Raw genomic sequence first — 23333 nt, forward strand, 5'->3', positions numbered from 1 at the left:
CTTAACGATATGTACCGCTGCGGCATTTCTTGCCGAAACTTCACTTGCGGGAGACCGCGGCCTTGCTCATATTTCGCATGAGCTTAGCCGTGGTCCGTTCAGGGATCGCGGCAGCGGGCGTCTGAAAGGGACCCTTCATCATGTCCGACTACGATCGCAACATCACGGCCCCGCGCTACGGCACGACGGCGACGCGGACGCAGGCCGAGATCGATCAGGGCCTGCGCTCCTACATGCTGCGCGTCTACAACTACATGACGCTCGGTCTCGCCATCACCGGCGCCGCCGCGCTGGGCATCTACATGCTTGCCGTCTCGGCGGAACCGACCGCCTACGCGCTCGGCGCCAACGTCTATCTCACCGATTTCGGCTACGCGCTGTTCGTCAGCCCGCTGAAATGGGTGGTGGTGTTCGCCCCGCTCGCCGCGGTGTTCTTCCTTTCCTTCCGCGTCGACCGCATGAGCGTGGCGGCGGCACAGACGGTATTCTGGGTCTATGCGGGCCTGGTCGGCGTCTCGCTGTCGACCATTTTCCTCGTCTATACCCATGACAGCATCGTGCGGGTGTTCTTCATCACCGCCGCCACCTTCGGCGCGCTGAGCCTCTACGGCTACACCACCTCGCGCAGCCTGTCGGCGATGGGCTCGTTCCTGATCATGGGCCTGTTCGGCATCATCATCGCGAGCCTGGTGAACATCTTCCTCGGCTCGTCGATGCTGCAGTTCATCATCTCGGTGGTGGGCGTGCTGGTGTTCGCCGGCCTCACCGCCTACGACACCCAGCGCATCAAGGAGATGTACTTCGCCGGCGACGACGACGTGGTGGCCGGCCGCAAAGCGATCATGGGCGCGCTGACGCTGTATCTCGACTTCATCAACCTGTTCGTGATGCTGCTGCAGCTGTTCGGCAACCGCAACAACTGACGAATCCGGCACCCCACCCATCAAGGCCCCGGCATCGCCGGGGCCTTTGTCGTTCCAGAAGCTATACAGCCCTCGAACAACGGGCACGCCCATCTGACCGCCAAAAACGAAAAAGCCGCCGAAACCCTTGTTTCCAGCGGCTTTTCGAAACGTGTCGAAAAATGATGGTGCCTAGGAGAGAGGGCCAGAAGGCACCATCGATAGAGGAACTTACGGACAAGTGGGACGAAAAATCGCCCATTGATCCAAAAGGCTTTTTCGGCGGGGACGTCCCACCGGAAGAACCCGAGGAATGAGCGACTTTCCCGACCTCATGGAGGCTGTCGCGCGGCGGCTGCTTGGGGAACCGAACCGGGCACACTCGAAGCATGACGAGTGGCGGTACGGGTCCAATGGCAGCCTGTCGGTGCGCATCGGCGGGCCACATAAGGGCACCTGGCGCGACCATGAAGCCGGCGAAGGCGGGGGCGTGCTCGACCTGATCGCCCGCGTCAACGGCGGCGGGCACCATGACGCGATCACCTGGCTGAAGCAGGAGTTTCCCGACTTCGCCGGGCAGCCGGAGATCTCGCCGAACAAGACCCGCACGGTTGCGACCTATCCCTATCTCGACGAGGCCGGAGAGCTGCTGTTCGAGGTGGTGCGCCTGGAGCCGAAGAGCTTCCGCCAGCGGCGGCCGGATGGCGCCGGCGGGTATGTGTATAACGTCAAGGATGTCCGGCAGGTGCCCTACCATCTGCCGGAGCTGATCGAGGCGATCGGGTCCGGGCACACCGTCTACATCGTGGAGGGCGAGAAGGACGTCGACCGCCTGCGGGCGCTAAACATCCCCGCGACCTGCAATGCCGGCGGCGCCGGCAAATGGCGGCTCGACTATGTCGAGCACTTCCTTGGTGCCGACGTCGTCATCCTGCCCGACAATGACGAGGCCGGCCGCGAGCATGCCGAGAAGGTGGCGCGGGCGCTCGCCCCCGTCGCCGCCCGCATCCGCGTGCTGGCGCTGCCCGAGCTGCCGCGCAAGGGCGACGTGTCGGACTGGCTCGCCGCCGGCGGCACGGTGGAGCGGCTGCATCAGCTCGCGGACGCGACGGCGAACTGGCGCCCGGCCGCCGTCACCCGCCTGCCGGCGGTGTGGTGGGGCGAGGAGGACAAGCAGCCGCCGCTCGCCTGGCTGGTGAAGGGGCTGCTGGTCGAGGGCGGGCTGTCGACGGTGTACGGCCCGCCCGGCACCTCCAAGAGCTTCCTGGTGCTCGACCTCGCCCTGCATATCGCCCATGGACGCGACTGGTTCGGCCGGCGCGTCGCCGAGGGTGGGGTTGTCTATGTCTCCGGCGAGGGCGGCTCCGGCATGCGCATGCGCATGAAGGCGTGGCGGCAGGAGAAGGGTGGCGAGCCGGGCAAGCCCTTCGTGCTGATCCCGTCCTCGGTGAACCTGTTCGACGATGAGGAGGGCGTCGAGACGCTGATCGCCGATGTGAAGGAGCATCGGGCGGCAATGACCGCGCCGCTGCAGCTGGTGGTGCTCGACACACTGTCGCGCATGATCGGCTCCGGCGACGAGGACAAGGCCCGCGACATCAATGTCGTGGTGAACAAGGCGGAGCGGATGCAGCGCGAGCTGGGCTGTCATGTCCTCGTCGTGCACCACTCCGGCAAGGACCGCGACCGCGGCGCACGGGGCTCCAATGCCCTGCTCGGCGCGGTGGACGCGGCGATCGAGATCACCCGCCACGAGACGGGTGTGTGCGAAGGCAAGATCGCGAAGGTGAAGGACGGCGGCGAGATCTCGCCCCTCAAGTACGAGCTGCTGCAATCGGTCCTCGGGACCGACGAGGACGGTGACGACGTCACCTCCTGCGTCGTCATGCCCACGGATGCGAGCACCGGCGAGACCAGGGGTACACCGCGGCTCTCCGACCAGGCGCGCATCGCGCTCGATGCACTGAGGCAGGCCATCGCCGAGGAGGGCGAACCCTCGCCCGGCGGGCAGATCCCCAACAGCGTGCGCGTCGTCGATGTCGACCGGTGGCGAGACTATGCCTACCGGCGCGGGATCGGCGACACACCGGAGGCGAAGAAGAAAGCTTTCCAGCGCGCCCGCGAGAACCTGTCGAGCAAACAGATCATCGCGATCAGGGAGCCATGGGCATGGATCATCTGATGAAGCGGGACATGAATGTCCCGGCGGGACAGTCCCGGTTGTCCCGGTGGCAGCGGGACACGGGACATCCCCTTGGAGGGGATGTCCCGTGTCCCAACACCCCGACCACCGCCGCCGCCCTGCTCGACCTGGCAGGGCGGGTGCGGTGACTGGTGCCGAGCCATCGGGATCCGGAGGCTTTCCACGAGGCCAAGTCCGAGATCGAGGCCGAACTCCGGCAGCTGGCACGGGTCCTCCCCGGGCCTGATGTATGCGGGCGGCGACAGCGCATGACCGCGCTAGATGAGCCGGATTTGAGCGCTAAACTCCGGCGCTTGAGAAAGGGTTGAGGATGCAGGATTTGCATGGCTTCAGCCTGTTCGGCGACCATCCCGCTCCGCCGGCGGAGACCCTCTCCAAGAAGGGCTTCGCCGAGCTGATCGGCGTGTCGCCGGGCCGCGTCTCGCAGCTGATCGCCGCCGGGCTGCCGGTCGAGCCGAACGGGCGCATCCACATCGCCCGCGGCAAGGCCTGGGTGGCGGAGAATGTCGATCCGAACCGCCGCCGCGCCTCGCTCGACGCACCATCTCCGGCACACCTGTCGCCGCGGGCCATGCGCGATGCCGCCGAGGCCGAGATCGCGCGGCTGAAGGCCGAGCGCATGGGCCGCCAGCTGATCGACCGCGCCGCCACCCTGCGCACCATCGAGGCCCGCGCCCGCTTCGAGCGCGACGCCTGGCTCGGCTGGGTGAACCGCGCCGCCACCCTGCGCACCATCGAGGCCCGCGCCCGCTTCGAGCGCGACGCCTGGCTCGGCTGGGTGAACCGCGCCGCGCCGGAGATCGCCAGCACCGCCGGCGCCGACCTCGCCGTCGTGGTCGGCGTGCTCGACCGGCTGGTGCGCGCCCAGCTCGTCACCCTCGCCGACATGCCGCTGGAGGATATCCCGCATGACTGACCTTGCCGACCTCACCGCCGAGCTGGTCGACGCGGCCTGGCGGCGTGGCCTACGGCCGGAGCTGCAGCTGACCGTGACGGAATGGGCGGACGCCAACCGCATCCTGCCCGGCACCAATGCCGAGCCGGGGCCGTGGCGGACGTCGCGGGTGCCGTACCTCAAGGCGATACAGGACTGCCTCTCCACCTCCTCGCCGATCGAGCGCGTCGTGCTGATGAAGGGCGCGCAGACCGGCGGCACCGAGGCGGGGCTGAACGCCATCGGCTACTGGATCGCCCATGCGCCCGGCCTGGTGCTGGCGGTGTGGCCGTCGATCGACATGGTGCGGCGGAACTCGCGTACCCGCATCGATCCGTTGATCGATGGCACGCCGGCGCTGAGGAGCCGCATGGCGCCGGCCCGCGCCAAGGATCCCGGCAACACCGTCGGGCTGAAAGAGTTTCCCGGCGGCGCGCTGGTGATGACCGGCGCCAACTCGGCGACCGGCCTGCGCTCGACGCCGGCGCGCTACCTGGTGCTCGACGAAGTCGACGCCTTCCCGGCCGATGCCGATGGAGAAGGCGATCCCGTCGCGCTCGCCGTGCAGCGCACCGTCACCTTCCGCGGCCGGCGCAAGATCTTCCTGATCTCCACCCCGACCGAGGCCGGGGTGTCGAGGATCGAGAAGGCCTATGCCGAGAGCGACCAGCGGCGCTACTTCGTGCCCTGTCAGCATTGCGGCACGCATCAGGTGCTCGTCTGGCGCGGCGTCACCTGGCCGGAGGGCGAGCCGCGCAAGGCGTTCTACGCCTGTGAGACCTGTGGCGGGGTGATCGAGGAAGCCGACAAACCGGCGCTGCTGGCCAAGGGCGAATGGCGGGCGACGGTGGAGGGCGACGGGCTCACGGTCGGCTTCCACCTCTCGGCGCTCTACTCGCCCTTCGAGAGCTGGGGCGAGATCGCCGCCGACTTCGTCGCCTCCAAGCGCGATCCCGCCCGGCTGAAGACCTGGACCAATCTGAAGCTGGGCGAACCCTATGAGGATCGCGACATGGCGCCGCTGGCGCCGGACAGCCTGCAGGCGCGCGGGATCTCCTGCGACACCCCATGGACGGAGCTGCTGCCGGAGGGCGTCGCCGTCGTCACCGCCGGCGTCGACACTCAGGATGATCGCATCGAGGTGGAGTTCGTCGGCTGGGGCCGTGGCGAAGCCAGCTGGTCGCTCGACTATGAGATCCTGCACGGCGACACCTCGCGGCCGGAGGTGTGGGGCGCGCTCGATGGCCTGCTGCTGCGCCGCTTCCGCCACTCCAAGGCCATCCCCGATCTGCCGGTGCTGGCGGCGGCCATCGATTCCGGCGGGCATCGCACCGACATGGTGATGAAGTTCTCGGCCGAGCGGCTCAACCGCCGCGTTTGGGCGATCAAGGGCCGCGGCGGCCCGGGCGTGCCGCCCTGGCCCAAGCGTCCGCCCAAGCTGCGCATCGCCAACCTCGCTCCGGTGCACATCGTCGGCGTCGATACGCTCAAGCACGGCCTGCTCTCGCGCCTGCGCATCGAGGACGGCGGGCACGGCGCCTGCCAATGGCCATCGGATCGCGATTATCTGTGGTTTACCGGTCTCGTCGCCGAGCGGCCGGTGCGCCGCTACACCAAAGGCGTCGCCCCCATCGAGTGGGTGCCCGATCCCGGCGTGCGCAACGAGCCGCTCGACTGTCGGGTGTACGCCACGGCGGCGCTGCATGGGCTTTATGCGGCGGGGATGTCGCTGGCGGAGGCGGTTGCCAGGCTGGACGCCGCCGGCCCCAGCACCGACACCTCTGCACCCACTTCCGCGCTTCCAGCCTCATCGGCGACGCCGTCCGGCGTCGTCCGCTCCAAGTGGTTATCAGGAGCATGACGATCATACCAGGCAACGCGCGGACCTTCAGGGGGCCGGGCTGTGGCTGAATTGCCAAATTGGCAACGTCCCGGAAAGGCGCCATATACCAAACTCAAGAACAGTCCGAATCCTGAATGCGCATGGTCAGCGCGTTGTAGGACCGAGCTGCGAGCGGGAGGCCGGAATGACGAATGAACTCAAGAAGCTGATCGAGGCGGCCAAGCGTGTGGAACCGTCCCCCGAGCACCGCGAAGAGCAGCGGCGCAGCTTCGCCTATGGGAATACCCATTTCGAGAATTCGCGCATCACGCGAGAAATGGTGAATGAACAGGCTGAGAAGCTGGCGAGGCAGGAGCGTGACGGACACTGATGGTCCCGCCCAGCGTCACAGCCGGGCGAATGAAGCTGAACTGATCACCGATCCGATACTCAAGGCGGAGGCGGAGGCTCTCAACGGCCTCCGCCAATTTGATGCCGGGCGAGCAATGATCCATGCCGCGCTTGATCGCGGTTCTTTCAAGCTCCGCCTGTCGCATGTTCTCGGCCTTCAGCGTGAAGCGTTGGCTGGCATCAGCAGCTATGCCGGCAATTTTCGGCCGGCTGGCGTCGCGATCGAAGGCAGCAAGCACGAGCCGCCTGGCGCACATCTGGTGCCCGAACTGGTGGAAGAGCTGTGCGACTATGTGAATGAAAGCTGGACGGAGAAAAGCGCGATCCATCTCGCCGCCTACATCATGTGGCGGCTCAACTGGATCCACCCCTTCGCCGACGGTAACGGCCGCACCTCGCGCATCACGTCCTACGTCGTTCTCTGCATCAAGCTCGGGGCGGATTTACCGGGCCTGCCGACGATCCCGGACCAGATCACCTACAATCGCAAGCCATATTTCGACGCGCTCGACGCGGCTGATGCAGCGTGGCGGGATGGTCACCTTGACCTCACGAAGATGGAAGAGCTGTTGTCCGGTATGCTCGCCAAGCAACTGCATGGCGCTTACGAGCAGGCTGGCGGCGTGCCTCCAGACAGCACAGAGTAGTCTTCTTTACAACCAGAGCCGCAGCGAGCCGAACTGGTCGCTCCATGATAAGCTCCTGCATTGCGACACCACTTGGTCGGAACTGTGGGCTTGATCGATTACTGCCGCGCAGCTTCCTTGATGCCAAGGCCGCCCCCGATCTGCCGGTGGCGGGTGGCCTTCCGGCCACCATCGCATCGATATGGTGATGCGATGGCGGCCGAGCGACTCAACCGGCGCATTTGGGGCGATCACCCACGCCGCGACCCCACTTTACTTCATTTATTAGTTGGTAATTTTGTGGTGCCAATTTGATGCATGGGGAATGGGCAAGAAATTAATAAAAAATTACCAATCGCTGATTTTATCAAGCGATGGTCCAATCTTGATGGCGGTCAAGAGCGAGCGAACTATTCTCTTTTTTTATCCGAACTATGCGATGTGATTGGCGTCAAACGTCCCGATCCTGCACGAGCGGCCCATGACTTCAACGACTATGTATTTGAACGGCGTGTAGAGAGAAAACGTCCAGACGGGACAAACGAAACAGGGCGCATCGATCTATACAAGCGCGGGTGCTTTATCCTGGAGGCAAAGCAGAGCCGGCTCCGCGGCGGCAAGAAGGCAGTGATCGAAGGTCAAGCAGACCTATTCGCCACGACGGAAACGGGGCCGGCGAACACGGCAGCGTACGGCCTCGATCACGTCATGGTCCAGGCGCGCCGACAAGCCGAGCGATATGCAGCTTCGTTGCCCGCCGACCATCCATATCCACCGTTCATCATCGCGTGCGACGTGGGGCGCGCTATTGAGCTCTACGCCGATTTTTCCGGTCATGGACGCCACTATGCCCAATTTCCTGATGCTCGGCAGTTTCGTATCGAACTTGGTCAACTGGAGAGCCCAGAAACCCTCGAACTGCTACGTTCGGTATGGGAAAAGCCTCAATCCCTAGATCCAGCACAGAAGACGGCCAAGGTAACCAGAGAGATTGCCGGGCGGTTGGCGGAAATCTCCAAAGCGCTTGAGGGACGTGGCTTCGAGGCCCGCAGCGTAGCAATTTTCCTTATGAGGTGCCTGTTCACGATGTTCGTCGAGGACGTGGGGCTGATGCGGAAGAAAGGTTTCACGGAACTTCTGACGAGGTGCCTCGACGATTCCATGCGATTTACCTTCGAGATCGAAGACCTCTGGCGTCACATGGACCGCGGTGACTACTCGCCCGGCATCGGCGAGAGACTACTACGTTTTAATGGCAAACTCTTTAAAAACGCCGCGGCGCTCCCTCTAACGAAAGACGAGATACGCCTTCTCCGCGATGCTTCGGATGCCGACTGGCGTGATCTGGAGCCTGCGATATTCGGCACCCTATTCGAACAGGCTCTGGACCCAATCGAGCGAAAGCGTCTCGGTGCACACTACACACCGCGCGCTTATGTCGAGCGGGTGGTGGATGCCACAATCGTCACGCCCCTCACCGAGGATTGGATCAGCCATCAATCAGCCGCCGAGCGTGCGATCCGCAACGGATCAACGGCGGCCGCCATTCGCGAGGTAGAAGATTTCCTGAGGCACCTGGCATCGATGCGGGTACTCGATCCGGCATGCGGGACAGGAAATTTTCTCTACGTCGCTCTCCGTCGGATGAAACAGCTAGAAGGCGAGGCTCTCAAGCAACTGCAGGATATCGGCGGCGACGAGGCGGTCGCACGCGTCACCGGCATCTCGGTAAAGCCGGACCAATTCTTCGGCATGGAACTCAATAGGCGAGCTGTCGAGATTGCCGAACTGGTCCTATGGATCGGCTACATTCAGTGGCATATGAGGACCCGGTCCACTGTGCCCCCGGAGCCGGTTCTGGGCAGCAGCGACCATGTTCATGGCAAAGATGCCCTCATCACGTGGTCGGGCTATCCCCATCCGCAACTTAAGCGCGATGCATTGGGCAAGCCAGTGATCGATGGGCAAGGTAACGAAACCTACGCCTACCCGAACGCAGTCAGCGCCGATTGGCCGGAAGCTGACTTCATTGTCGGCAACCCTCCGTTCATCGGCGGGAAGGATATTCGCGGGCGACTGGGCGCCGGTTACGCCGAAGCATTGCGGAGCGCCAAGCCGCAAATGAATCCTGCGGCGGATTTCGTGATGTACTGGTGGGACCATGCTGCCCAACTGCTCGTCCGGAAGGGAACTCGACTGCGTCGCTTTGGCTTCGTCACGACGAACTCAATAACGCAGGTATTCCAGCGGCGTGTCCTTGAGCGACATCTAGCGGGAACATCCCCCGTTTCGTTGGTGCTCGCCGTTCCGGACCATCCATGGACCAAGGCCTCCAAGGATGCAGCTGCAGTCAGAATTGCGATTACGGTAGCTGAGGCTGGCGACCGGGATGGCGTTGTGCGCATTGCGATCAGAGAGGAAAATCTCGACACCGATGAGCCCTTGATCGAGTTTGCGGAACGTGAGGGTAAGATCAATCCTGATCTTACGATCGGCGTGGATGTGACTAAAGCGAAGGCCCTGGTGGCCAACGATGCGATCTGCTCCCCCGGCGTGAAGCTCCACGGTGATGGCTTCATCATCTCGCGAGAAAAAGCCATTGAGCTCGGCCTTGGAAAGCGACCGGGCCTTAATCAGCATATTCGGGAGTACCGAAACGGCAGGGATCTGACATCACGACCCCGTGGAGTGATGGTTATCGACCTGTTTGGATCTACCGCAGCGGAAGCTCGGCGCGACTTCCCCGAAGTCTATCAGCATCTTCTTGAAACAGTTCGAAATCAGCGAGCTGAAACGTTCGCGAAATCGCCGACCAAGGACGCGCAGGACTATTTGGATCAATGGTGGATTTTCGGAAAGCCAAGAATTGAGCTCCGCCCGGCGTTGGAAGGCCTGCCCCGTTATATCGCCACCGTTGAAACCATGAAGCACCGCCTATTTCAGTTCATGGAATTAGAAGTACTTCCAGACAACATGCTGGTTGTTATAGCGTCAGGCGAAGCATTTCACCTCGGCGTACTATCCTCAAAAGTGCATGTGACTTGGGCTTTACGTACTGGAGGCCGGCAAGGTGTCGGCAACGATCCAAGATATTCGAAGTCTCGGTGCTTCGATCCCTTCCCATTCCCCGACGCCACCTCGTCGGCTCGCGCGAGAATCGGTGCCATTGCCGAAGAACTCGATGAGACGAGAAAACAAGTTCTTGTCGAACATCCCGACCTGAATCTGACCACGCTCTACAATGTTCTCGAGACCGTCCGGACTGGCAGCGTGCTTTCCCGGAAAGATCAGGACATCCGAAGTCGAGGTCGCATTCTGATCCTGCGGGAGCTTCATGATCGTCTCGACGCCGCCGTAGCAGAATCCTACGGGTGGCACGCGGGTATAAACGCTGAGCAGATCCTTGACAGTCTTGTCCGCCTGAACGAAGTCCGGGCTGCCGAAGAGCGCCGGGGTTTCATCAAATGGCTGCGGCCCGAGTATCAGATCGACAAGATCGGCCCGCTGGCGCATCGCGGCGACCGTATCCAAACGATCCTAGCGACCAAGGTCAAGGCAAAGAAGACACCGTTCCCGACCGCGAGGTTGGACCAAGCGCGGGTGGTCCTAGACCTGATCGCCCGTGCAAAAGCGCCTTTGTCAGCAGAGGAAATCGCGGCCACGTTCACATCGTCGGATAAAACCGTCGCGGAGGTATGCGACGTGCTTCAATCCCTGGTCCGGCTAGGCCAAGCTGAAAGCTACGACAAAGGACGCAGCTTCTTTCGAGCGGCGTAGGTTATGCTATTCAATAGTAGCCGCTTCGCTGCCAATTGAGCCTTTTACCTCTTCCTCAACCGCACACCAGGCCCTTCGCCATTTTCGGCGACGAAGATGACGCCGGCGGCTTCGAGAGCAGCCTGTATGGCGGCGAGGTTGTTCCTCGTTGGCGTTCTGCGCCCCTTCTCGAAATCAACGATCACGTTCCGGGAAACTCCGGCGGCCTCAGCGAGTGCCGCTTGATCCAATTCGACCAAGGCCCGAGCCGCCCGGCACTGTGCTGATCCAATGGTCATGATGCCCAACGTTGCGCATGATGTTGCCATTAGCACCAACATTGAGCATGGTGCGTAACGTCTAACACCGTTACCACAGGAGCACGCGCATGGGCACCCATGTTCGCGAACGGGAAAGCCATGTCCCCAGCCGACGCCAGGCGCTTTGCCTCGGCGCGGCTGTCATCGCCGTGCCGGCCGGCGTCGTCGCCTTTGCGTCGGTGCCCGATCCCATCTTCGCCCTCATCGCCGAGCACCGGCGGCTCATGGAGCCGGTCCACGCCTGCACGACAGACGGCGAGGACCGGCTCGCCGAGCTGGTGGACACCGCCGACGAGCAGTTCGCCGAGCTGCTCGGCACGGTGCCGACCACACTGCCGGGGCTGTTAGCCCTTGTCCGCTATGTTGGCGTCGCCAATCCCGACCTCCCGCTCGGTACGCAGGAAGATACGGACGGCACCACCTTCGAAGAGCTGTTTCTCGACACGCTCACCGTGGCGCTCGGCCGCCTCGTTGCGGAGGGCCGGGCATGAACGCGCATGTTCGTCATTTCACCATGGTGGAGGAAGGCGCCCTGCGGCAGCGGATCGAGGCGGTCATCGAGAGCATGCTTTCGCTGCTCGACCAGCTCGACGGCGATCCCGATCTCGAACCGAGCCTTGGAGGCAATCTTCCCTATCTCGACGCTGACCCGCGGCTGGTCGACATCGAGGGCGACGAGGTCGAATTGCTCGAGGGTTACGACGAGGATGCCGAGGAGGACGATCCGGGCGAAGACGAGCACGACCGGGAATACACCTCGATAGAGCGCCACGGCATGAGCTTCTGCAGCCCGTCGCCGGACGACGAGGAACAGGAGGCGGGCATATGATCACCCGTCGCCGCCTGTTGATCAGCGCTGGCCCGGCGCTCGTTGCCACACCTGCCGCGGCTCTATGCCTTGCACCTGTGACGCCGCCCGCCGATCCCATGGAACGCGCCCGCCGTGCCTGATCGGACTTCTCGGAGGCGATGGACGAGATGACGGCCGATGCCCATGGTTGGCTCATCATGGGAGCCGGACATCGCCGAGCCTTCGATCATTTTCGGCAGAAGGATAGCCGGTGGCTCAATATCAACCGGATCAATCTCGTCGAGGATGTGGAGGCGCGGTTTGGGATGACTGAGCATCTCAAACGCATCCTGTTCGAGATGTGAGGCGTGGCTTGCCAGCCTGAAAGCAGGCTCGCCGAAAAACGGAACGTGGCACTTCCCACGCTGGGCGTATCGTGTTACTAACCACGATAACGTGGGAGATATCACATGAACGGCCAGCGCATTTCCATCATCCGGGAGACGTTCAGTGCCGCCGAGGTCGAGGCCATTACCGGCATTTCCCAGGTCGCGCTGCGTGATTGGCGGCGCCGCAAGATCCTCAAGACCAAGAGCGTGAGCAACCGCGCAATCTATTATGTCTACGACCTCGGCTACCTGATGGCTCTCCAAGCACTTACCTCCCAAGGTGTCGCTGTCGGGACCGCGGCTATGGCGGCCAGATTGGCCGGGCCGATGATCGAACATTTCGCCGAGGTCATCAGCGTCGCGGCGGAGGATGCGGCCTTCGTTGGCTTCCACGGTAGGCGCATCGCTCGCTTCCTGATCGTTGCGCAGGACGGCGATATCGTTCGCGCGGGGGCTGTCGATGACTGGGTGAGAATGCGTGACGAGCAGGGCAAGCCCGCTTCCGCCTTTTTCATCGACTGCAAAGCACTCGGCGAGCAGATCGTCCAAAAAGCCCCGCGTCCGGTGGTTTCCGTCGAGCACGAGGGCGCGTGATGAACGGCTTCCTCGCTTCCTTTTTTGACCGGGCCATCAATGCGCTCCGTCCGTCGCAGCGCTCCTATGAGGGCGCGTCCGCCAGCCGTCGTGCGTCGGGCTGGGGCAAGATGGCGAACCAGCACGGCGCGGCGCAGGCGGCCCGTGCGCCGCTCGCCCAGCGTGCCCGCTACCTGGTCGCCAACAACCCGCACGCCGCGATCAGGTCAGCCTGGACGACGGCCCTGGTCGGCACCGGCATCGTGCCGGCGATCACCGGCAAACTGGCGGAGCGCTGGACGGCTTGGACCGACGAGGCGGACGCTGATGGCATGTGCGATTTCTACGGCCTGACCGCGCTGATGGTCGGCGGCATGATCGTCGACGGCGAGGCGTTGGCGCTGATGATCGCCACCCCGGCCGGCCTACGGATCCGCGTGCTGCATCCCGACCAGCTCGACGCCTCGCTGACCCGGCCGCTGGCCGCCGGCGGGCGCATCGTCAACGGCGTCGAGTTCGACATGTTCGGCACCCGCGTCGCCTACTGGATCATCAAGGAGCGGCCGGAGATCGGCCTCGGCCTCAACCTCCAGCCGGTGCGCGTCCCGGCCGAGGACGTGATCCATCTGTTCCGCCCCGACTTCCCCGGCCAGGTGCGCGGCGTGTCGTGGTTCGCCCCGGCGATCCTGCGGCTTGGTGAGATTGACGAATGGCACGGCGCCCAGCTCACCCGCCAGAAGATCGGCGCGCTGCTCGCCGGTGTCATCACCACCAATGATGGCGCGGTGCCGTTCGGCGGCGAGGCGCAGGGCGAAGCGATCATCGGCTCACTGGAGCCCGGCGCCATGGTAGTCTTGCCGCCGGGCAAGGACGTGAGCTTCTCCAATCCGCCGGCGATCGCCCAGGAGGCCAACGACTTCGCCCGCATCACCCTGCATGAGATCGCCGCCGCGCTCGGCTTGCCCTATGAGGTGCTGACCGGCGACCTCTCTGCCGTGAACTATTCCTCGATCCGCGCCGGCCTCGTCGAGTGGCGCCGGCGGATCGAGATGCTGCAGCATAATGTCATCGTCTTCCAGGCGCTGCGGCCGATCTGGCGCCGCTGGGTGATGCTGGAGAGCCTCGCCGGCCGCATCGAGGGCCGGATCGAGGATCTGCTCCCCGTGCGCTGGATCACCCCGAAACAGCAATGGGTCGATCCGGGCAAGGACGTGCAGGCGGAGATCGACGCCATCAATGCCGGGCTGATGAGCCGGCGCGAGGCGGTGGCCGCCCGCGGCATGGACGTCGCCGCGCTCGACGCGGAGATCGCCGCCGACAAGGCCCGCGAGGCCAGCCTCGGCCTCAGCTTCGCCGCTCCAGCCAAGGCGCCCGCCCTCGCCAACATCGGGGGCGCAGCATGATGGGCGACAAGCTGCAGCCGCTGTGGCGCCAGTTCTGGCGTGCCGCCTTCCCGCTGCTGGATCCGAAGGCTCTCTCGCTCGACGAGCTGCGCCGGATGGAGACCGCCGCCGCCATGTGGCACGCCGATCTCAAGCGGGCGCTCGACCAGCGGCAGGCCCGCTACGGGAGGAAGCCGGCATGAACGCGCCCTCCGACATCATCATCCGCCGCGCGCCTCTGGCCGCGACCAGCTGGAACCCCGACGAGCGCACCTTCGAGGTGGTGTTCTCGACCGGGGTCGGGGTCGAGCGCCAGGACGAGCGCGGCCACTTCCTCGAGCGGCTCTCGTTGGCTCAGGACTGGAGCGCCTTCATCGGCGCACCGGTCCTGAACAGCCACCGCCGGGGCATCCTGACCGATGTGCTGGGCTCCGTCCTCACAGCATGGACGGTCGGCGGGAACCGAGAGGCCCGCGCGATCATCGGGATGTCCCGGCGGGACGATGTCGAGCCGATCATTCAGGACATTCTCGACGGGCACCTGCGCGGTGTGTCCGTCGGCTACGCCGTTCACGACTGGGCCGAGACCACCGAAGGCGGCCGGCGGGTGAAGACCGCCACGCGCTGGACCCCGGTGGAACTCTCCATCGTCCCGATTCCCGCCGACCGTCAGGCCATCATTCGAGGGAATGAGACAATGACGGCATCTGCCCAGCCGGAGTCCGCTCCGGTCACGACCCTGCCCGCCGCGGCGGTCCCCACCCCCACGGCGTCCGCGGACCGGGCCGCCGTCAATGCGGAGATCCGCTCCATCGGTGCCGTCGCCGGGCTCGACCAGGGCTGGATCGACGGCCAGATCGACGCCGGTGCTCGCGCCGACGCTGCCCGTGCCGCCGCCTTCCAGGCGATGCAGACCCGCACTGCGCCGCTGCAGACGATCCGCACCGTCGCGCCGATGGTGACGGTGGATCACACCGACCCGGCGTCGATCCGCTCAGCGATGGGCGACGCACTGGCGCACCGCCTGGCGCCGGGCCGGGTCAAGCTGGAAGGTCGCGCCCGCGACTTCTCCGGTTACCGCATGCTCGACATGATCGGCGGCCTTGCCGAGGCACGCGGCGAGCGTATCAATCTGCGCGACCAGAACGCACTGATGGAGCGCGCCGTCGGCGCTCACTCGACCAGCGACTTCCCGCTGTTGCTGGCCGACGCCGCCAATAAGAGCCTGCTCGCCAACTACGCCGCCGCCGAGCCGACCTATCGCCGCTGGGCTGGCCGACGCTCCTTCACCGACTTCCGCGACCATTCCTTCCTGCGCATCGGCGACTTCCCGCAGTTCCAGGAGACCGCGGAGAATGGCGAGCTCAAATACGGCACCATCAGCGAGAACCGCGAGAAGGTGCGGGCGAAGGAGCTGAATGCCGGCATCGCCATCGGCCGGCGGGCGCTGATCAATGACGACCTGTCGGCACTGGCCGACTTCTCGTCGATGATCGCCATCCGCGCCGCCGCCGACGAGAATGCCCGGGTCTATGCGCTGCTCGCCGCCAATGCCGCCCTGTCGGACGGCATCGCGCTCTTCCATGCCAGCCATGGCAACAAGGCAGCGGCCGGCGCGGCGATCACCGTCTCCTCGCTCAGCCTCGCGGTGGCGGCGCTGCGCAAGCAGAAGAGCCTCGACAGTGTGCCGCTCAACCTCGCGCCGCGCTTCCTCGTGGTCGGGCCGGAAAAGGAGCTGGAAGGCCGCCAGGTGCTCGCCGCCGTCACTGCCACCAAGGCGGGCGACGTCAACCCATGGGCGGGCACCATGGAGCTGGTGGTCGACGCCAACATTGCCGGCAATGGCTGGTACGTCGTCGCCGACCCGGCGGCGGCGCCCAGCGTGGTCTATGGCTACGTCTCCGGCGCCGAGGGGCCGCAGATCCGCACCGAGATCGACTTCGACACCCGCGCCGTCAAGGTCGCGGCCGGGCTCGACTTCGGCTGCGGCGTCATCGACTTCCGCGGCCTCTACCAGAATGAGGGGGTGTGATGGCCGACGCGGTCACGCTTCAGCAGCGTCTGGAGAAGCTCCGCGAGGCGCGCGCGTCGGGTGTCCGACGCGTGCGCTACTCGGATGGGCGCGAGCATGAATATCGCTCCGATGCGGAGCTCGCCTCCGCCATCGCCGATATCGAGCGCCAGCTCTCCGCCGGCGCAGCGCCGAAGGTCGCCTACCTCGTCTCAAGCAAGGGATTGTGAGGCGATGGCACGCACCAAGATCCGCTTCAAGGCATCCGACGTCACCCGCGCGCTGAAAGGCGCGCAGGCGGCGGGCATCGCCTTTCCGCGCCTGGAGATCGAACCCGACGGCCGCATTGTCGTCGTCACCGAAAAGATCGTTCCGCCGGCGGTTGTCGCGACGGACGAACCCGCCCCGAACCCCTGGGACGAGGCACTGTCCTGACATGGCTCGCCCGAACCCGCCCCATTTGTCCCGCGATATGGACCGGCACGGCAATGTGCGCTGGTATGTGCGCATGCCGGGAAAGCTGAAGGTCCGTATCCGGGCAGAGTATGGGACACCGGCGTTCTGGACCGCCTATAGCAATGTGCTGGCTGGCCGGCCGATCGCGAAGAAGGTGGGGCAACGTGTGGAGAAGGCGCCAGCGGTTTCCGGCTCGCTGCGCGCGCTTTGCGAGGCCTACTATCGCAGTGCTGAATATAAGGGCCTCGACCCGACGACCCAGCGGGTACGTCGCGGCATCCTTGAGCGCCTGTGCCAGGAGACGACCCCTTCGGGCAAGCCCTGCGGCGACCTCCCCTATGCGCCGATGCTGCCGCGGCACATCCGCGCCATGCGGGACAAGCGCGCGGAAACGCCGGGTGCGGCCAACTCCATGGTGAAAGCGCTGCGGCAGATCTTCGCCTTCGCGATCGCCAACGATCTGGCGGACACCAATCCGGCGAAGGAGGTGCCCTACTTCCCGGCGGTGCGAGCCGATGGCATTCCCGCCTGGTCGGATGAAGACGTTCAGGCGTTTGAGGAAGCGCACCCGCCCGGCACCATGGCACGTCTGGCGCTGATGCTGTTCCTCGAATTCGGCCAGCGGATTTCCGATATTCACCGGCTGGGGCCGGCAATGGTGAAGGACGGGGCCATCACCTTCACGCAGTGGAAGAACCGCCGGCGCAAGCCGGTACAGCTGACGCTACCGATCAGTGCCGAGTTGCAGGCCGTGCTGGGCATACTGCCGACCGGGCGGGAAACGTTCCTGGTGAGCGAATGGGACCGGCCGTTCAAATCGACCAAGACCTTCGGCAACAAGTTCCGTGACTGGTGCGACGAGGCGGGCCTGTCCGGCCGCTCGGCTCATGGCCTGCGCAAATATTTCGCCGCCAAGCTCGCCGAGCATGGTGCGAGCGACCGCGAGATCATGTCGATGACCGGTCACCGGACGTCAAAAGAGGTGGATCGCTATACCCGTTCCGCGAGCCAGAAGCATCTCGCGAAGGCCGCACGGTTGAAGCTGTCGGCGATCGAGATTGTCCCACCGTTTTCGGCGACGTCGGAAAGTGGGACGAAAAATGCAGCTAAGTCTCTGCCAGAAAAAGCTTTTTCTAGCGAGTTGGTGCCCAGGAGAGGACTCGAACCTCCACGGTGTTACCCACTGGTACCTGAAACCAGCGCGTCTACCAATTCCGCCACCTGGGCACATGCCTTGCGGCACGGCGGCGACACATAGTCGGGCGACCTCCCGCTTGTCAACGAGGCAATCGCATCAAAAGCGCTTCTCCTGTGGGGAATTTTTTCACCCGCCCTCCCCCGTCGCGGTTCTTCGCGCGGCGGGCGGGCCCAGGCCGGTGCGGCGTACGATGCGGCCGAACCGTCCGGTCCGGCCACCGGACGCCCCGTTCCCCGCCGCTCGGCGCTGGACGCTGGCGCGGCGGCGCGCTAATCGTCTGGCATACAGGATTATCCGGGCCGGGAGAAAATGATGGTCGACGCCACCTCCGACGAGATGCCGCTCCCCGACGAGGCGGAGCTCGAGGCGCGTTCCGCCCCGATGGAACGCCTCGTCACCGTGTATGGCGGCTCGGGCTTCGTCGGCCGCCATGTGGTGCGCTCGCTCGCCCGCATGGGCTGGCGGGTGCGCGTCGCGGTGCGCCGGCCGGACCTCGCCGGCCATCTCCAGCCGCTGGGCGCGGTCGGCCAGATCAACCCGGTGCAGGCCAATCTGCGCTACCCGGCCTCGGTGCTGCGTGCCGCCGAGGGCGCGGAGGCGGTGATCAACCTCGTCGGCGTGCTGCACGAGGGCGGCCGCCAGAGCTTCGAGGCGGTGCACGGCTTCGGCGCCAAGCAGGTGGCGCTGGCCGCCCGCGAGGTGGGGGCGCGGCTGATCCATGTCTCGGCCATCGGCGCCGACCCGCAATCCGAATCTTCCTATGCCCGCACCAAGGCCGCCGGCGAGACCGCGGCCCGCGAGGCGGTGCCGGAGGCGGTGGTGTTCCGCCCCTCCATCGTGTTCGGGCCGGAAGACGACTTCTTCAACCGCTTCGCCGCGATGTCGCGCCTCGCGCCGGCGCTGCCGCTGATCGGCGGCGGCACCACCCGCTTCCAGCCGGTCTTCGTCGGCGACGTGGCGGCGGCGGTCGCCAAGGCGGTGGACGAGCTCGCCCGTCCCGGCACGGTCTATGAGCTCGGCGGCCCCGAGATCCTCACCTTCAAGCAGCTGATGGAGATCATGCTGAAGGAGATCGACCGCAAGCGCCTGCTGGTGCCGATGCCGTTCGGCGTCGCCTCGCTGCAGGCGGCGCTGCTGGAGCTGCTGCCCAAGCCGCTGCTCACCCGCGACCAGGTGAAGCTGCTCCGCCATGACAATGTCGTCTCCGCCCAGGCGATCGCCGAGGGACGCACGCTCGAGGGCCTCGGCATCCGGCCGACCGCCCTCGGCGCGGTGCTGCCGGGCTATCTCTGGCGCTACCGCAAGGCCGGCCAGTTCACCCGCATCGCCGCCTGAGCTTCGCCGCCTGACGCAAAAAAGCCGCCGGGGATCGCTCCCCGGCGGCTTTTTTCATGCGGTCCTCAGCCCACCAGCGCCAGGGCGATCAGCCCGATGCCGCCGACGGCGATGCGCCACCAGCCGAACGGCGTGAAGCCGTGCCGGGAGACGAAGGCGATCAGCGTGCGCACCACCGCCAGCGCCGCGACGAAGGCGGCCACGAAGCCGACGAGGATGAGGATGCCGTCATCCATGGAGAGGGCGTCGCGGTTCTTGTAGAGGTCGTAGGCGAAGGCCCCGGCCATGGTCGGCAGGGCGAGGAAGAAGGAGAATTCCGCCGCCGCCGGCTTGCTCACCCCCAATAGCAGCCCACCGACGATGGTGGAGCCGGAGCGCGACACACCGGGGATCATGGCCAGGCACTGGATGAAGCCGATCTTCAGCGTGAGAAGCGGCGGCAGCGCCATGGGATCGGTGTGGCGCGGGCGGATCTTCAGCGTATCGACCCAGAGCAGCACGATGCCGCCGAGAATCAGCGTTACGCAGATGAGCGCCGGCGATTCGAACAGCACCTGCTTGATGAAGCCGTGCGCGAAGGCGCCGATCACCGCCGCCGGCAGGAAGGCGACGAGGATGCCGATGACGAAGTTGCGCGAGCGCGGACTGGAAGGCAGCGTCACCAGCACCTGCCAGAAGCGCCCGAAATAGACGGTGACGATGGCGAGGATGGCGCCCAGCTGGATCAGCACCTCGAAGACCTTGCCCTGGCTTTCGAAGCCGAGGAAATGGCCGGCGAGCAGGATATGGCCGGTGGAGGAGACGGGCAGGAACTCGGTGAAGCCTTCGAGAAGGCCGAGCAGCAGGGCTTCGAGCAGGGTGCCGAATGACATGAAGGCGATCCGGTGAATGACGGCGGGCGAAACGCCCCGCGACCGCCGGGGGCGGGCGAAGGATGCATGGCGCCCATCCTGTCTGCTTCGCGGCCGGGGATCAACGTGACGTAGCGGTGGGAAAGCGGCCCTCGACGCCACGCCGACACCATGCCATCACGATTCCGCCTCACGAAGGTAATCCACTGTCGCCGGGTCGGCGTTGCAAAGGCGATGCAACGTTCTGGAGAACACGCATGAAACGTCTTTTGGCCGCGGCGGCGGGCCTCGTCGCCCTCACCGGCGTGGCGTCCGCGCAGACGGACGGCTTCGTCACCACCGATGTGAACCTGCGTGCCGGGCCGGGCACCGACTATCCGGCGGTGGCGGTGCTGGGCGCCGGGACGCCGCTCGCCATCTTCGGCTGCCTGGAAAGCTACAGCTGGTGCGACGTCGACTGGCGCGGCTATCGCGGCTGGGTCTCCGCGCGCTACCTCGAATATGATTATCGCGGCCGGCGCGTGGAGCTGCCCGACTACGCCCCGATGATCGGCGTGCCGATCATCGGCTTCAGCATCGACAATTACTGGGGCCGCTATTATCGCGACCGACCCTGGTACGGCGACCGCTATCGCTGGGGAGCGCCTCCCGGCCGCCGGCCGCCCCCGCCCCCGCCCCCGGGCGGAGGCTGGTATGGCGGCCCGCCTCCGGGGGGTGGCTGGAACAACGGCCCGCCGCGTGGCGGCTGGAATGGTGGACCGCCGCCCCGTGGCGGGTGGAACGACGCCCCGCCGCCTCGCGGGGGGTGGAACGACGGCCCGCCTCCCCGCGGGGGATGGAACGACGCCCCGCCGCGCGGGGGCGGCAATGGCGGCTGGAACGGTGGTGGCGGCGGCTGGAACGGCGGTGGCGGCGGCCCGCCCCCGCGCGGCAATGGCGGCCCTCCCCCGCAGCAGGGGCGCCCGCCGCAGCAGGAACGCCCGCCGCAGCAGGCCTTGCCTCCCGGACCGCCGCCGCAGATGGGGCAGCGCCCCGGCCCGCAGCGGCAGAATGACGGCTGCCCGGATGTGGCGATGCGCAAGGGGCAGTGCTGACGCCCGGCCGGGCGGCGCCCATCCGCTTCCCCCGCCTGCGTCGCCGGCCGGCCCGGCGACGCGGATCCGGGCATGCCGCTCCTGCCGTGGCGGCGGACACGCCCGGGCGAACGGCACGACGGCGAGCGGCGCGGGCCTTGCAATGACCGGGCCACTCCTGTATGGGGTGCGGCCTTGTTGAACCGCCCGGCCAATCAGGGCTGCCGTGGCGGTTCGGATGCTCAACCATCAACAAAATGGCCGCGCGTGCCGCAAGGCGCGCATCCGGCCGCGGAGACCGAGCCAAATGCCCAAGATGAAGACCAAGTCCGGAGCGAAGAAGCGCTTCAAGCTCTCCGGCACCGGCAAGGTGATCATGGCCCAGGCAAACAAGCGCCATGGCATGATCAAGCGCACCAACAAGCAGATTCGGAACCAGCGCGGCACCTCCGTCATGGCGGAGCCGGATGCGGTGGTCGTCCGCAAGTATTTTCTGCCCAACGGCTGACGCCAGCCCTTAGCCCGTACCAGGAGAATTTCCCATGGCCCGTGTCAAGCGCGGCGTAACCTCCCACGCCAAGCACAAGAAGGTGCTGAAGGCGGCGAAGGGTTATTTCGGCCGCCGCAAGAATACCATCCGCGTTGCCAAGCAGGCCGTCGAGAAGGCGCAGCAATACGCCTATCGCGACCGCAAGGCGAAGAAGCGCAATTTCCGCGCCCTGTGGATCCAGCGCATCAACGCGGCGACCCGCGAGCTCGGCTTCACCTATGGCCGATTTATCGACGGTCTCGGCAAGGCCGGGATCGAGGTCGACCGCAAGGTGCTCTCGGATATCGCCATCCATGAGCCCGAGGCGTTCAAGGCGCTGGTGGAGCAGGCCAAGGCCGCTCTGGAGCCCAAGGCGGCCTGATCCGGCCGTCCGACCTGCCCGCATCCGCCGGGACCGAAAATGCCAGAAGCCCCGCGCGCAAGCGCCGGGGCTTTTTGCGTTCACGGCTTTGCGCGCCCCGTCCGGCCCGCTATAAGCCGCCGAAAGCTGCCCGCCGAACAACGTCATGGCCGGGCTTGACCCGGCCATCCACGTCTTGCGCCGCCCGGTGACGACGACGTGGATCCCCGGGACAGGCCCGGGGATGACGGACAGGCCTGAACCCGCCCGAAGCCTCTAGTCGAGAAGTCCGATCATGTCCGTCGCCGCCCTTCCCGATCTCGCCGCGCTGGAAGCCGCGCTGACCGCCGACATCGCCGCCGCCGGCGACGAGGCCGCCCTCGAAGCCCTGCGCGTCGCGGCGCTGGGCAAGAAGGGCTCGGTCTCCGAGCTGCTCAAGAGCCTCGGCGGCATGAGCCCGGAGGAGCGCAAGACCGCCGGCCCGGCCATCAACGGCCTGCGCGACCGCCTCAACGCGGCGCTCGCCGAGCGCCGCACCGCGCTGAAGGCCGCGGCGCTTGCGAGGCGCCTGGAGACCGAACGGGTCGACGTCACCCTGCCCGTGCGCGAGGCGCCGGCCGAGACCGGGCGCGTGCACCCGATCAGCCAGGTGATCGACGAGCTTACCGCCATCTTCGCCGATATGGGCTTCGCGGTGGCCGAGGGGCCGGACATCGAGGACGACTTCCACAACTTCACCGCGCTGAACTTCCCCGAGGGGCATCCGGCGCGCGAGATGCACGACACCTTCTACCTGCCGACCCGGGAAGACGGCTCGCGCCTCGTGCTGCGCACCCACACCTCGCCGGTGCAGGTGCGCACCATGCTGGCGAACAAGCCGCCGATCCGCGTCATCTGCCCCGGCCGCACCTATCGCTCGGACAGCGACCAGACCCACACGCCGATGTTCCACCAGGTGGAAGGCCTCGTCATCGACAAGGGCTCGCATCTCGGCCACCTGAAATGGATCCTGCAGGAGTTCTGCAAGGCGTTCTTCGAGGTGGAGAACGTGACGATGCGGTTCCGCCCGTCCTTCTTCCCCTTCACCGAGCCGTCCATGGAAGTGGACATCCAGTGCGACCGCTCGCGCCCGGGCGAGATCCGCTTCGGCGAGGGCAATGACTGGCTGGAGATCCTCGGCTGCGGCATGGTGCACCCGAACGTCATCCGCAATTGCGGCCTCGACCCGGACGAGTACCAGGGCTTCGCCTGGGGCATGGGGATCGACCGCATCGCCATGCTGAAATACGGCATGCCGGACCTGCGCGCCTTCTTCGAGGCCGATGTGCGCTGGCTGCAGCATTACGGCTTCCGCCCGCTCGACTTCCCGACGCTGGCCGGCGGCCTGTCGAACTGAGCGCCAAGGAGAAAA

General features: G+C 65.8%; 23 protein-coding genes, 1 tRNA gene and 1 pseudogene. 22 read left to right on the top strand and 3 right to left on the bottom strand.

Annotated features, from left to right (window positions below; translation table 11 throughout):
- Window positions 1-140 precede the first annotated feature (140 nt).
- The 7 genes from KHC19_RS14770 to KHC19_RS14800 all read left to right on the top strand — a co-directional run bounded on the left by KHC19_RS14770 (window position 141) and on the right by KHC19_RS14800 (window position 10675).
- Window positions 141-923, top strand: a complete 783-nt coding sequence (locus KHC19_RS14770; protein ID WP_213353146.1) for a Bax inhibitor-1/YccA family protein — start codon at window positions 141-143, stop codon at window positions 921-923.
- Between the two features lie 292 nt (window positions 924-1215).
- Window positions 1216-3084, top strand: a complete 1869-nt coding sequence (locus tag KHC19_RS14775) for an AAA family ATPase (protein ID WP_213353147.1) — start codon at window positions 1216-1218, stop codon at window positions 3082-3084.
- A 331-nt stretch (window positions 3085-3415) separates the two neighbouring features.
- Window positions 3416-4021: a hypothetical protein gene (locus KHC19_RS14780; RefSeq protein WP_213353148.1), complete on the top strand. Its 606-nt coding sequence runs from the start codon at window positions 3416-3418 to the stop codon at window positions 4019-4021.
- The gene (locus KHC19_RS14785; protein WP_246548927.1) at window positions 4014-5900 is read left to right on the top strand and encodes a phage terminase large subunit family protein; all 1887 of its coding nucleotides are present in this window, start codon (window positions 4014-4016) and stop codon (window positions 5898-5900) included. Before KHC19_RS14780 ends, KHC19_RS14785 begins: the two co-directional genes overlap by 8 nt.
- Before the next feature lie 166 nt (window positions 5901-6066).
- Entirely contained in the window at window positions 6067-6252 is a 186-nt protein-coding gene (locus tag KHC19_RS14790) for a hypothetical protein (protein ID WP_213353149.1), read from the top strand.
- Complete coding sequence (locus KHC19_RS14795; RefSeq protein WP_343207729.1) at window positions 6239-6919, top strand: Fic family protein; 681 nt, start codon at window positions 6239-6241, stop codon at window positions 6917-6919. Before KHC19_RS14790 ends, KHC19_RS14795 begins: the two co-directional genes overlap by 14 nt.
- Window positions 6920-7216: 297 nt before the next feature.
- Complete coding sequence (locus KHC19_RS14800) at window positions 7217-10675, top strand: class I SAM-dependent DNA methyltransferase (RefSeq protein ID WP_213353151.1); 3459 nt, start codon at window positions 7217-7219, stop codon at window positions 10673-10675.
- Between the two features lie 44 nt (window positions 10676-10719).
- On the opposite strand, the gene KHC19_RS14805 is transcribed toward KHC19_RS14800, so the two are convergent.
- Complete coding sequence (locus KHC19_RS14805; RefSeq protein WP_343207730.1) at window positions 10720-10995, bottom strand: helix-turn-helix domain-containing protein; 276 nt, start codon at window positions 10993-10995, stop codon at window positions 10720-10722.
- Window positions 10996-11042: 47 nt separating this feature from the next.
- Between KHC19_RS14805 and KHC19_RS14810 the strand changes: the two genes are divergently transcribed.
- The 10 genes and pseudogenes from KHC19_RS14810 to KHC19_RS25960 form a co-directional block, all read left to right on the top strand.
- Window positions 11043-11465 (top strand): hypothetical protein, encoded by a 423-nt coding sequence (locus KHC19_RS14810; protein WP_213353153.1) that lies wholly within the window; start codon window positions 11043-11045, stop codon window positions 11463-11465.
- Window positions 11462-11803, top strand: coding sequence for a hypothetical protein (locus tag KHC19_RS14815; protein WP_213353154.1), 342 nt, complete (start codon window positions 11462-11464; stop codon window positions 11801-11803). Before KHC19_RS14810 ends, KHC19_RS14815 begins: the two co-directional genes overlap by 4 nt.
- Window positions 11804-11943: 140 nt before the next feature.
- Window positions 11944-12129, top strand: coding sequence for a hypothetical protein (locus KHC19_RS14820; RefSeq protein ID WP_213353155.1), 186 nt, complete (start codon window positions 11944-11946; stop codon window positions 12127-12129).
- Window positions 12130-12234: 105 nt separating this feature from the next.
- A complete protein-coding gene (locus tag KHC19_RS14825; RefSeq protein WP_213353156.1) occupies window positions 12235-12747 on the top strand; it encodes a MerR family transcriptional regulator in 513 nt (170 codons plus the stop codon).
- A complete protein-coding gene (locus KHC19_RS14830; protein WP_213353157.1) occupies window positions 12747-14129 on the top strand; it encodes a phage portal protein in 1383 nt (460 codons plus the stop codon). Before KHC19_RS14825 ends, KHC19_RS14830 begins: the two co-directional genes overlap by 1 nt.
- The gene (locus KHC19_RS14835; RefSeq protein WP_213353158.1) at window positions 14126-14311 is read left to right on the top strand and encodes a hypothetical protein; all 186 of its coding nucleotides are present in this window, start codon (window positions 14126-14128) and stop codon (window positions 14309-14311) included. Before KHC19_RS14830 ends, KHC19_RS14835 begins: the two co-directional genes overlap by 4 nt.
- Window positions 14308-16140, top strand: coding sequence for a prohead protease/major capsid protein fusion protein (locus KHC19_RS14840; protein ID WP_213353159.1), 1833 nt, complete (start codon window positions 14308-14310; stop codon window positions 16138-16140). The genes KHC19_RS14835 and KHC19_RS14840 overlap by 4 nt, the downstream gene beginning before the upstream one ends.
- Window positions 16140-16349: a phage head-tail joining protein gene (locus tag KHC19_RS14845; protein ID WP_213353160.1), complete on the top strand. Its 210-nt coding sequence runs from the start codon at window positions 16140-16142 to the stop codon at window positions 16347-16349. The genes KHC19_RS14840 and KHC19_RS14845 overlap by 1 nt, the downstream gene beginning before the upstream one ends.
- A gap of 4 nt (window positions 16350-16353) precedes the next feature.
- Entirely contained in the window at window positions 16354-16554 is a 201-nt protein-coding gene (locus KHC19_RS14850) for a hypothetical protein (RefSeq protein ID WP_213353161.1), read from the top strand.
- A gap of 433 nt (window positions 16555-16987) precedes the next feature.
- Window positions 16988-17575 (top strand): annotated as a pseudogene (locus tag KHC19_RS25960) (tyrosine-type recombinase/integrase); the annotation flags it as partial.
- A gap of 142 nt (window positions 17576-17717) precedes the next feature.
- Here KHC19_RS25960 and KHC19_RS14860 read toward each other — a convergent pair.
- Window positions 17718-17802 (bottom strand) — tRNA-Leu (locus KHC19_RS14860).
- Window positions 17803-18085: 283 nt separating this feature from the next.
- Between KHC19_RS14860 and KHC19_RS14865 the strand changes: the two genes are divergently transcribed.
- A complete protein-coding gene (locus KHC19_RS14865; protein ID WP_213353162.1) occupies window positions 18086-19108 on the top strand; it encodes a complex I NDUFA9 subunit family protein in 1023 nt (340 codons plus the stop codon).
- A 65-nt stretch (window positions 19109-19173) separates the two neighbouring features.
- Here the strand turns inward: KHC19_RS14865 and KHC19_RS14870 are convergent, their stop codons facing one another.
- Window positions 19174-19980 (bottom strand): undecaprenyl-diphosphate phosphatase, encoded by an 807-nt coding sequence (locus KHC19_RS14870; protein ID WP_213353163.1) that lies wholly within the window; start codon window positions 19978-19980, stop codon window positions 19174-19176.
- A gap of 236 nt (window positions 19981-20216) precedes the next feature.
- Between KHC19_RS14870 and KHC19_RS14875 the strand changes: the two genes are divergently transcribed.
- The 4 genes from KHC19_RS14875 (at window position 20217) to pheS (ending at window position 23318) form a co-directional block, all read left to right on the top strand.
- Window positions 20217-21053: an SH3 domain-containing protein gene (locus KHC19_RS14875; protein ID WP_213353164.1), complete on the top strand. Its 837-nt coding sequence runs from the start codon at window positions 20217-20219 to the stop codon at window positions 21051-21053.
- A 286-nt stretch (window positions 21054-21339) separates the two neighbouring features.
- Complete coding sequence (gene rpmI, locus KHC19_RS14880) at window positions 21340-21540, top strand: 50S ribosomal protein L35 (protein ID WP_213353165.1); 201 nt, start codon at window positions 21340-21342, stop codon at window positions 21538-21540.
- A 34-nt stretch (window positions 21541-21574) separates the two neighbouring features.
- Entirely contained in the window at window positions 21575-21943 is a 369-nt protein-coding gene (gene rplT / locus KHC19_RS14885; protein ID WP_213353166.1) for a 50S ribosomal protein L20, read from the top strand.
- Between the two features lie 274 nt (window positions 21944-22217).
- A complete protein-coding gene (gene pheS, locus KHC19_RS14890) occupies window positions 22218-23318 on the top strand; it encodes a phenylalanine--tRNA ligase subunit alpha (RefSeq protein WP_213353167.1) in 1101 nt (366 codons plus the stop codon).
- Window positions 23319-23333: the final 15 nt, after the last annotated feature.

The organism is Ancylobacter oerskovii, from assembly GCF_018390555.1.
Classification (GTDB): domain Bacteria; phylum Pseudomonadota; class Alphaproteobacteria; order Rhizobiales; family Xanthobacteraceae; genus Ancylobacter; species Ancylobacter oerskovii.

Excerpts from the sequence above, each read along its gene's own strand:
- KHC19_RS14785 (WP_246548927.1), top strand. The coding sequence starts at position 4,014 with ATGACTGACCTTGCCGACCTCACCGCCGAGCTGGTCGACGCGGCCTGG.
- KHC19_RS14825 (WP_213353156.1), top strand. The coding sequence starts at position 12,235 with ATGAACGGCCAGCGCATTTCCATCATCCGGGAGACGTTCAGTGCCGCC.
- KHC19_RS14840 (WP_213353159.1), top strand. The coding sequence starts at position 14,308 with ATGAACGCGCCCTCCGACATCATCATCCGCCGCGCGCCTCTGGCCGCG.
- KHC19_RS14845 (WP_213353160.1), top strand. The coding sequence starts at position 16,140 with ATGGCCGACGCGGTCACGCTTCAGCAGCGTCTGGAGAAGCTCCGCGAG.
- KHC19_RS14780 (WP_213353148.1), top strand. The coding sequence starts at position 3,416 with ATGCAGGATTTGCATGGCTTCAGCCTGTTCGGCGACCATCCCGCTCCG.
- KHC19_RS14865 (WP_213353162.1), top strand. The coding sequence starts at position 18,086 with ATGGTCGACGCCACCTCCGACGAGATGCCGCTCCCCGACGAGGCGGAG.
- rplT (WP_213353166.1), top strand. The coding sequence starts at position 21,575 with ATGGCCCGTGTCAAGCGCGGCGTAACCTCCCACGCCAAGCACAAGAAG.
- KHC19_RS14800 (WP_213353151.1), top strand. The coding sequence starts at position 7,217 with ATGGGGAATGGGCAAGAAATTAATAAAAAATTACCAATCGCTGATTTT.
- KHC19_RS14870 (WP_213353163.1), bottom strand. The coding sequence starts at position 19,980 with ATGTCATTCGGCACCCTGCTCGAAGCCCTGCTGCTCGGCCTTCTCGAA.
- KHC19_RS14830 (WP_213353157.1), top strand. The coding sequence starts at position 12,747 with ATGAACGGCTTCCTCGCTTCCTTTTTTGACCGGGCCATCAATGCGCTC.
- KHC19_RS14820 (WP_213353155.1), top strand. The coding sequence starts at position 11,944 with ATGGACGAGATGACGGCCGATGCCCATGGTTGGCTCATCATGGGAGCC.
- rpmI (WP_213353165.1), top strand. The coding sequence starts at position 21,340 with ATGCCCAAGATGAAGACCAAGTCCGGAGCGAAGAAGCGCTTCAAGCTC.
- KHC19_RS14815 (WP_213353154.1), top strand. The coding sequence starts at position 11,462 with ATGAACGCGCATGTTCGTCATTTCACCATGGTGGAGGAAGGCGCCCTG.
- KHC19_RS14775 (WP_213353147.1), top strand. The coding sequence starts at position 1,216 with ATGAGCGACTTTCCCGACCTCATGGAGGCTGTCGCGCGGCGGCTGCTT.
- KHC19_RS14810 (WP_213353153.1), top strand. The coding sequence starts at position 11,043 with ATGGGCACCCATGTTCGCGAACGGGAAAGCCATGTCCCCAGCCGACGC.
- KHC19_RS14875 (WP_213353164.1), top strand. The coding sequence starts at position 20,217 with ATGAAACGTCTTTTGGCCGCGGCGGCGGGCCTCGTCGCCCTCACCGGC.
- KHC19_RS14805 (WP_343207730.1), bottom strand. The coding sequence starts at position 10,995 with ATGTTGGTGCTAATGGCAACATCATGCGCAACGTTGGGCATCATGACC.
- KHC19_RS14835 (WP_213353158.1), top strand. The coding sequence starts at position 14,126 with ATGATGGGCGACAAGCTGCAGCCGCTGTGGCGCCAGTTCTGGCGTGCC.
- pheS (WP_213353167.1), top strand. The coding sequence starts at position 22,218 with ATGTCCGTCGCCGCCCTTCCCGATCTCGCCGCGCTGGAAGCCGCGCTG.
- KHC19_RS14770 (WP_213353146.1), top strand. The coding sequence starts at position 141 with ATGTCCGACTACGATCGCAACATCACGGCCCCGCGCTACGGCACGACG.
- KHC19_RS14790 (WP_213353149.1), top strand. The coding sequence starts at position 6,067 with ATGACGAATGAACTCAAGAAGCTGATCGAGGCGGCCAAGCGTGTGGAA.
- KHC19_RS14850 (WP_213353161.1), top strand. The coding sequence starts at position 16,354 with ATGGCACGCACCAAGATCCGCTTCAAGGCATCCGACGTCACCCGCGCG.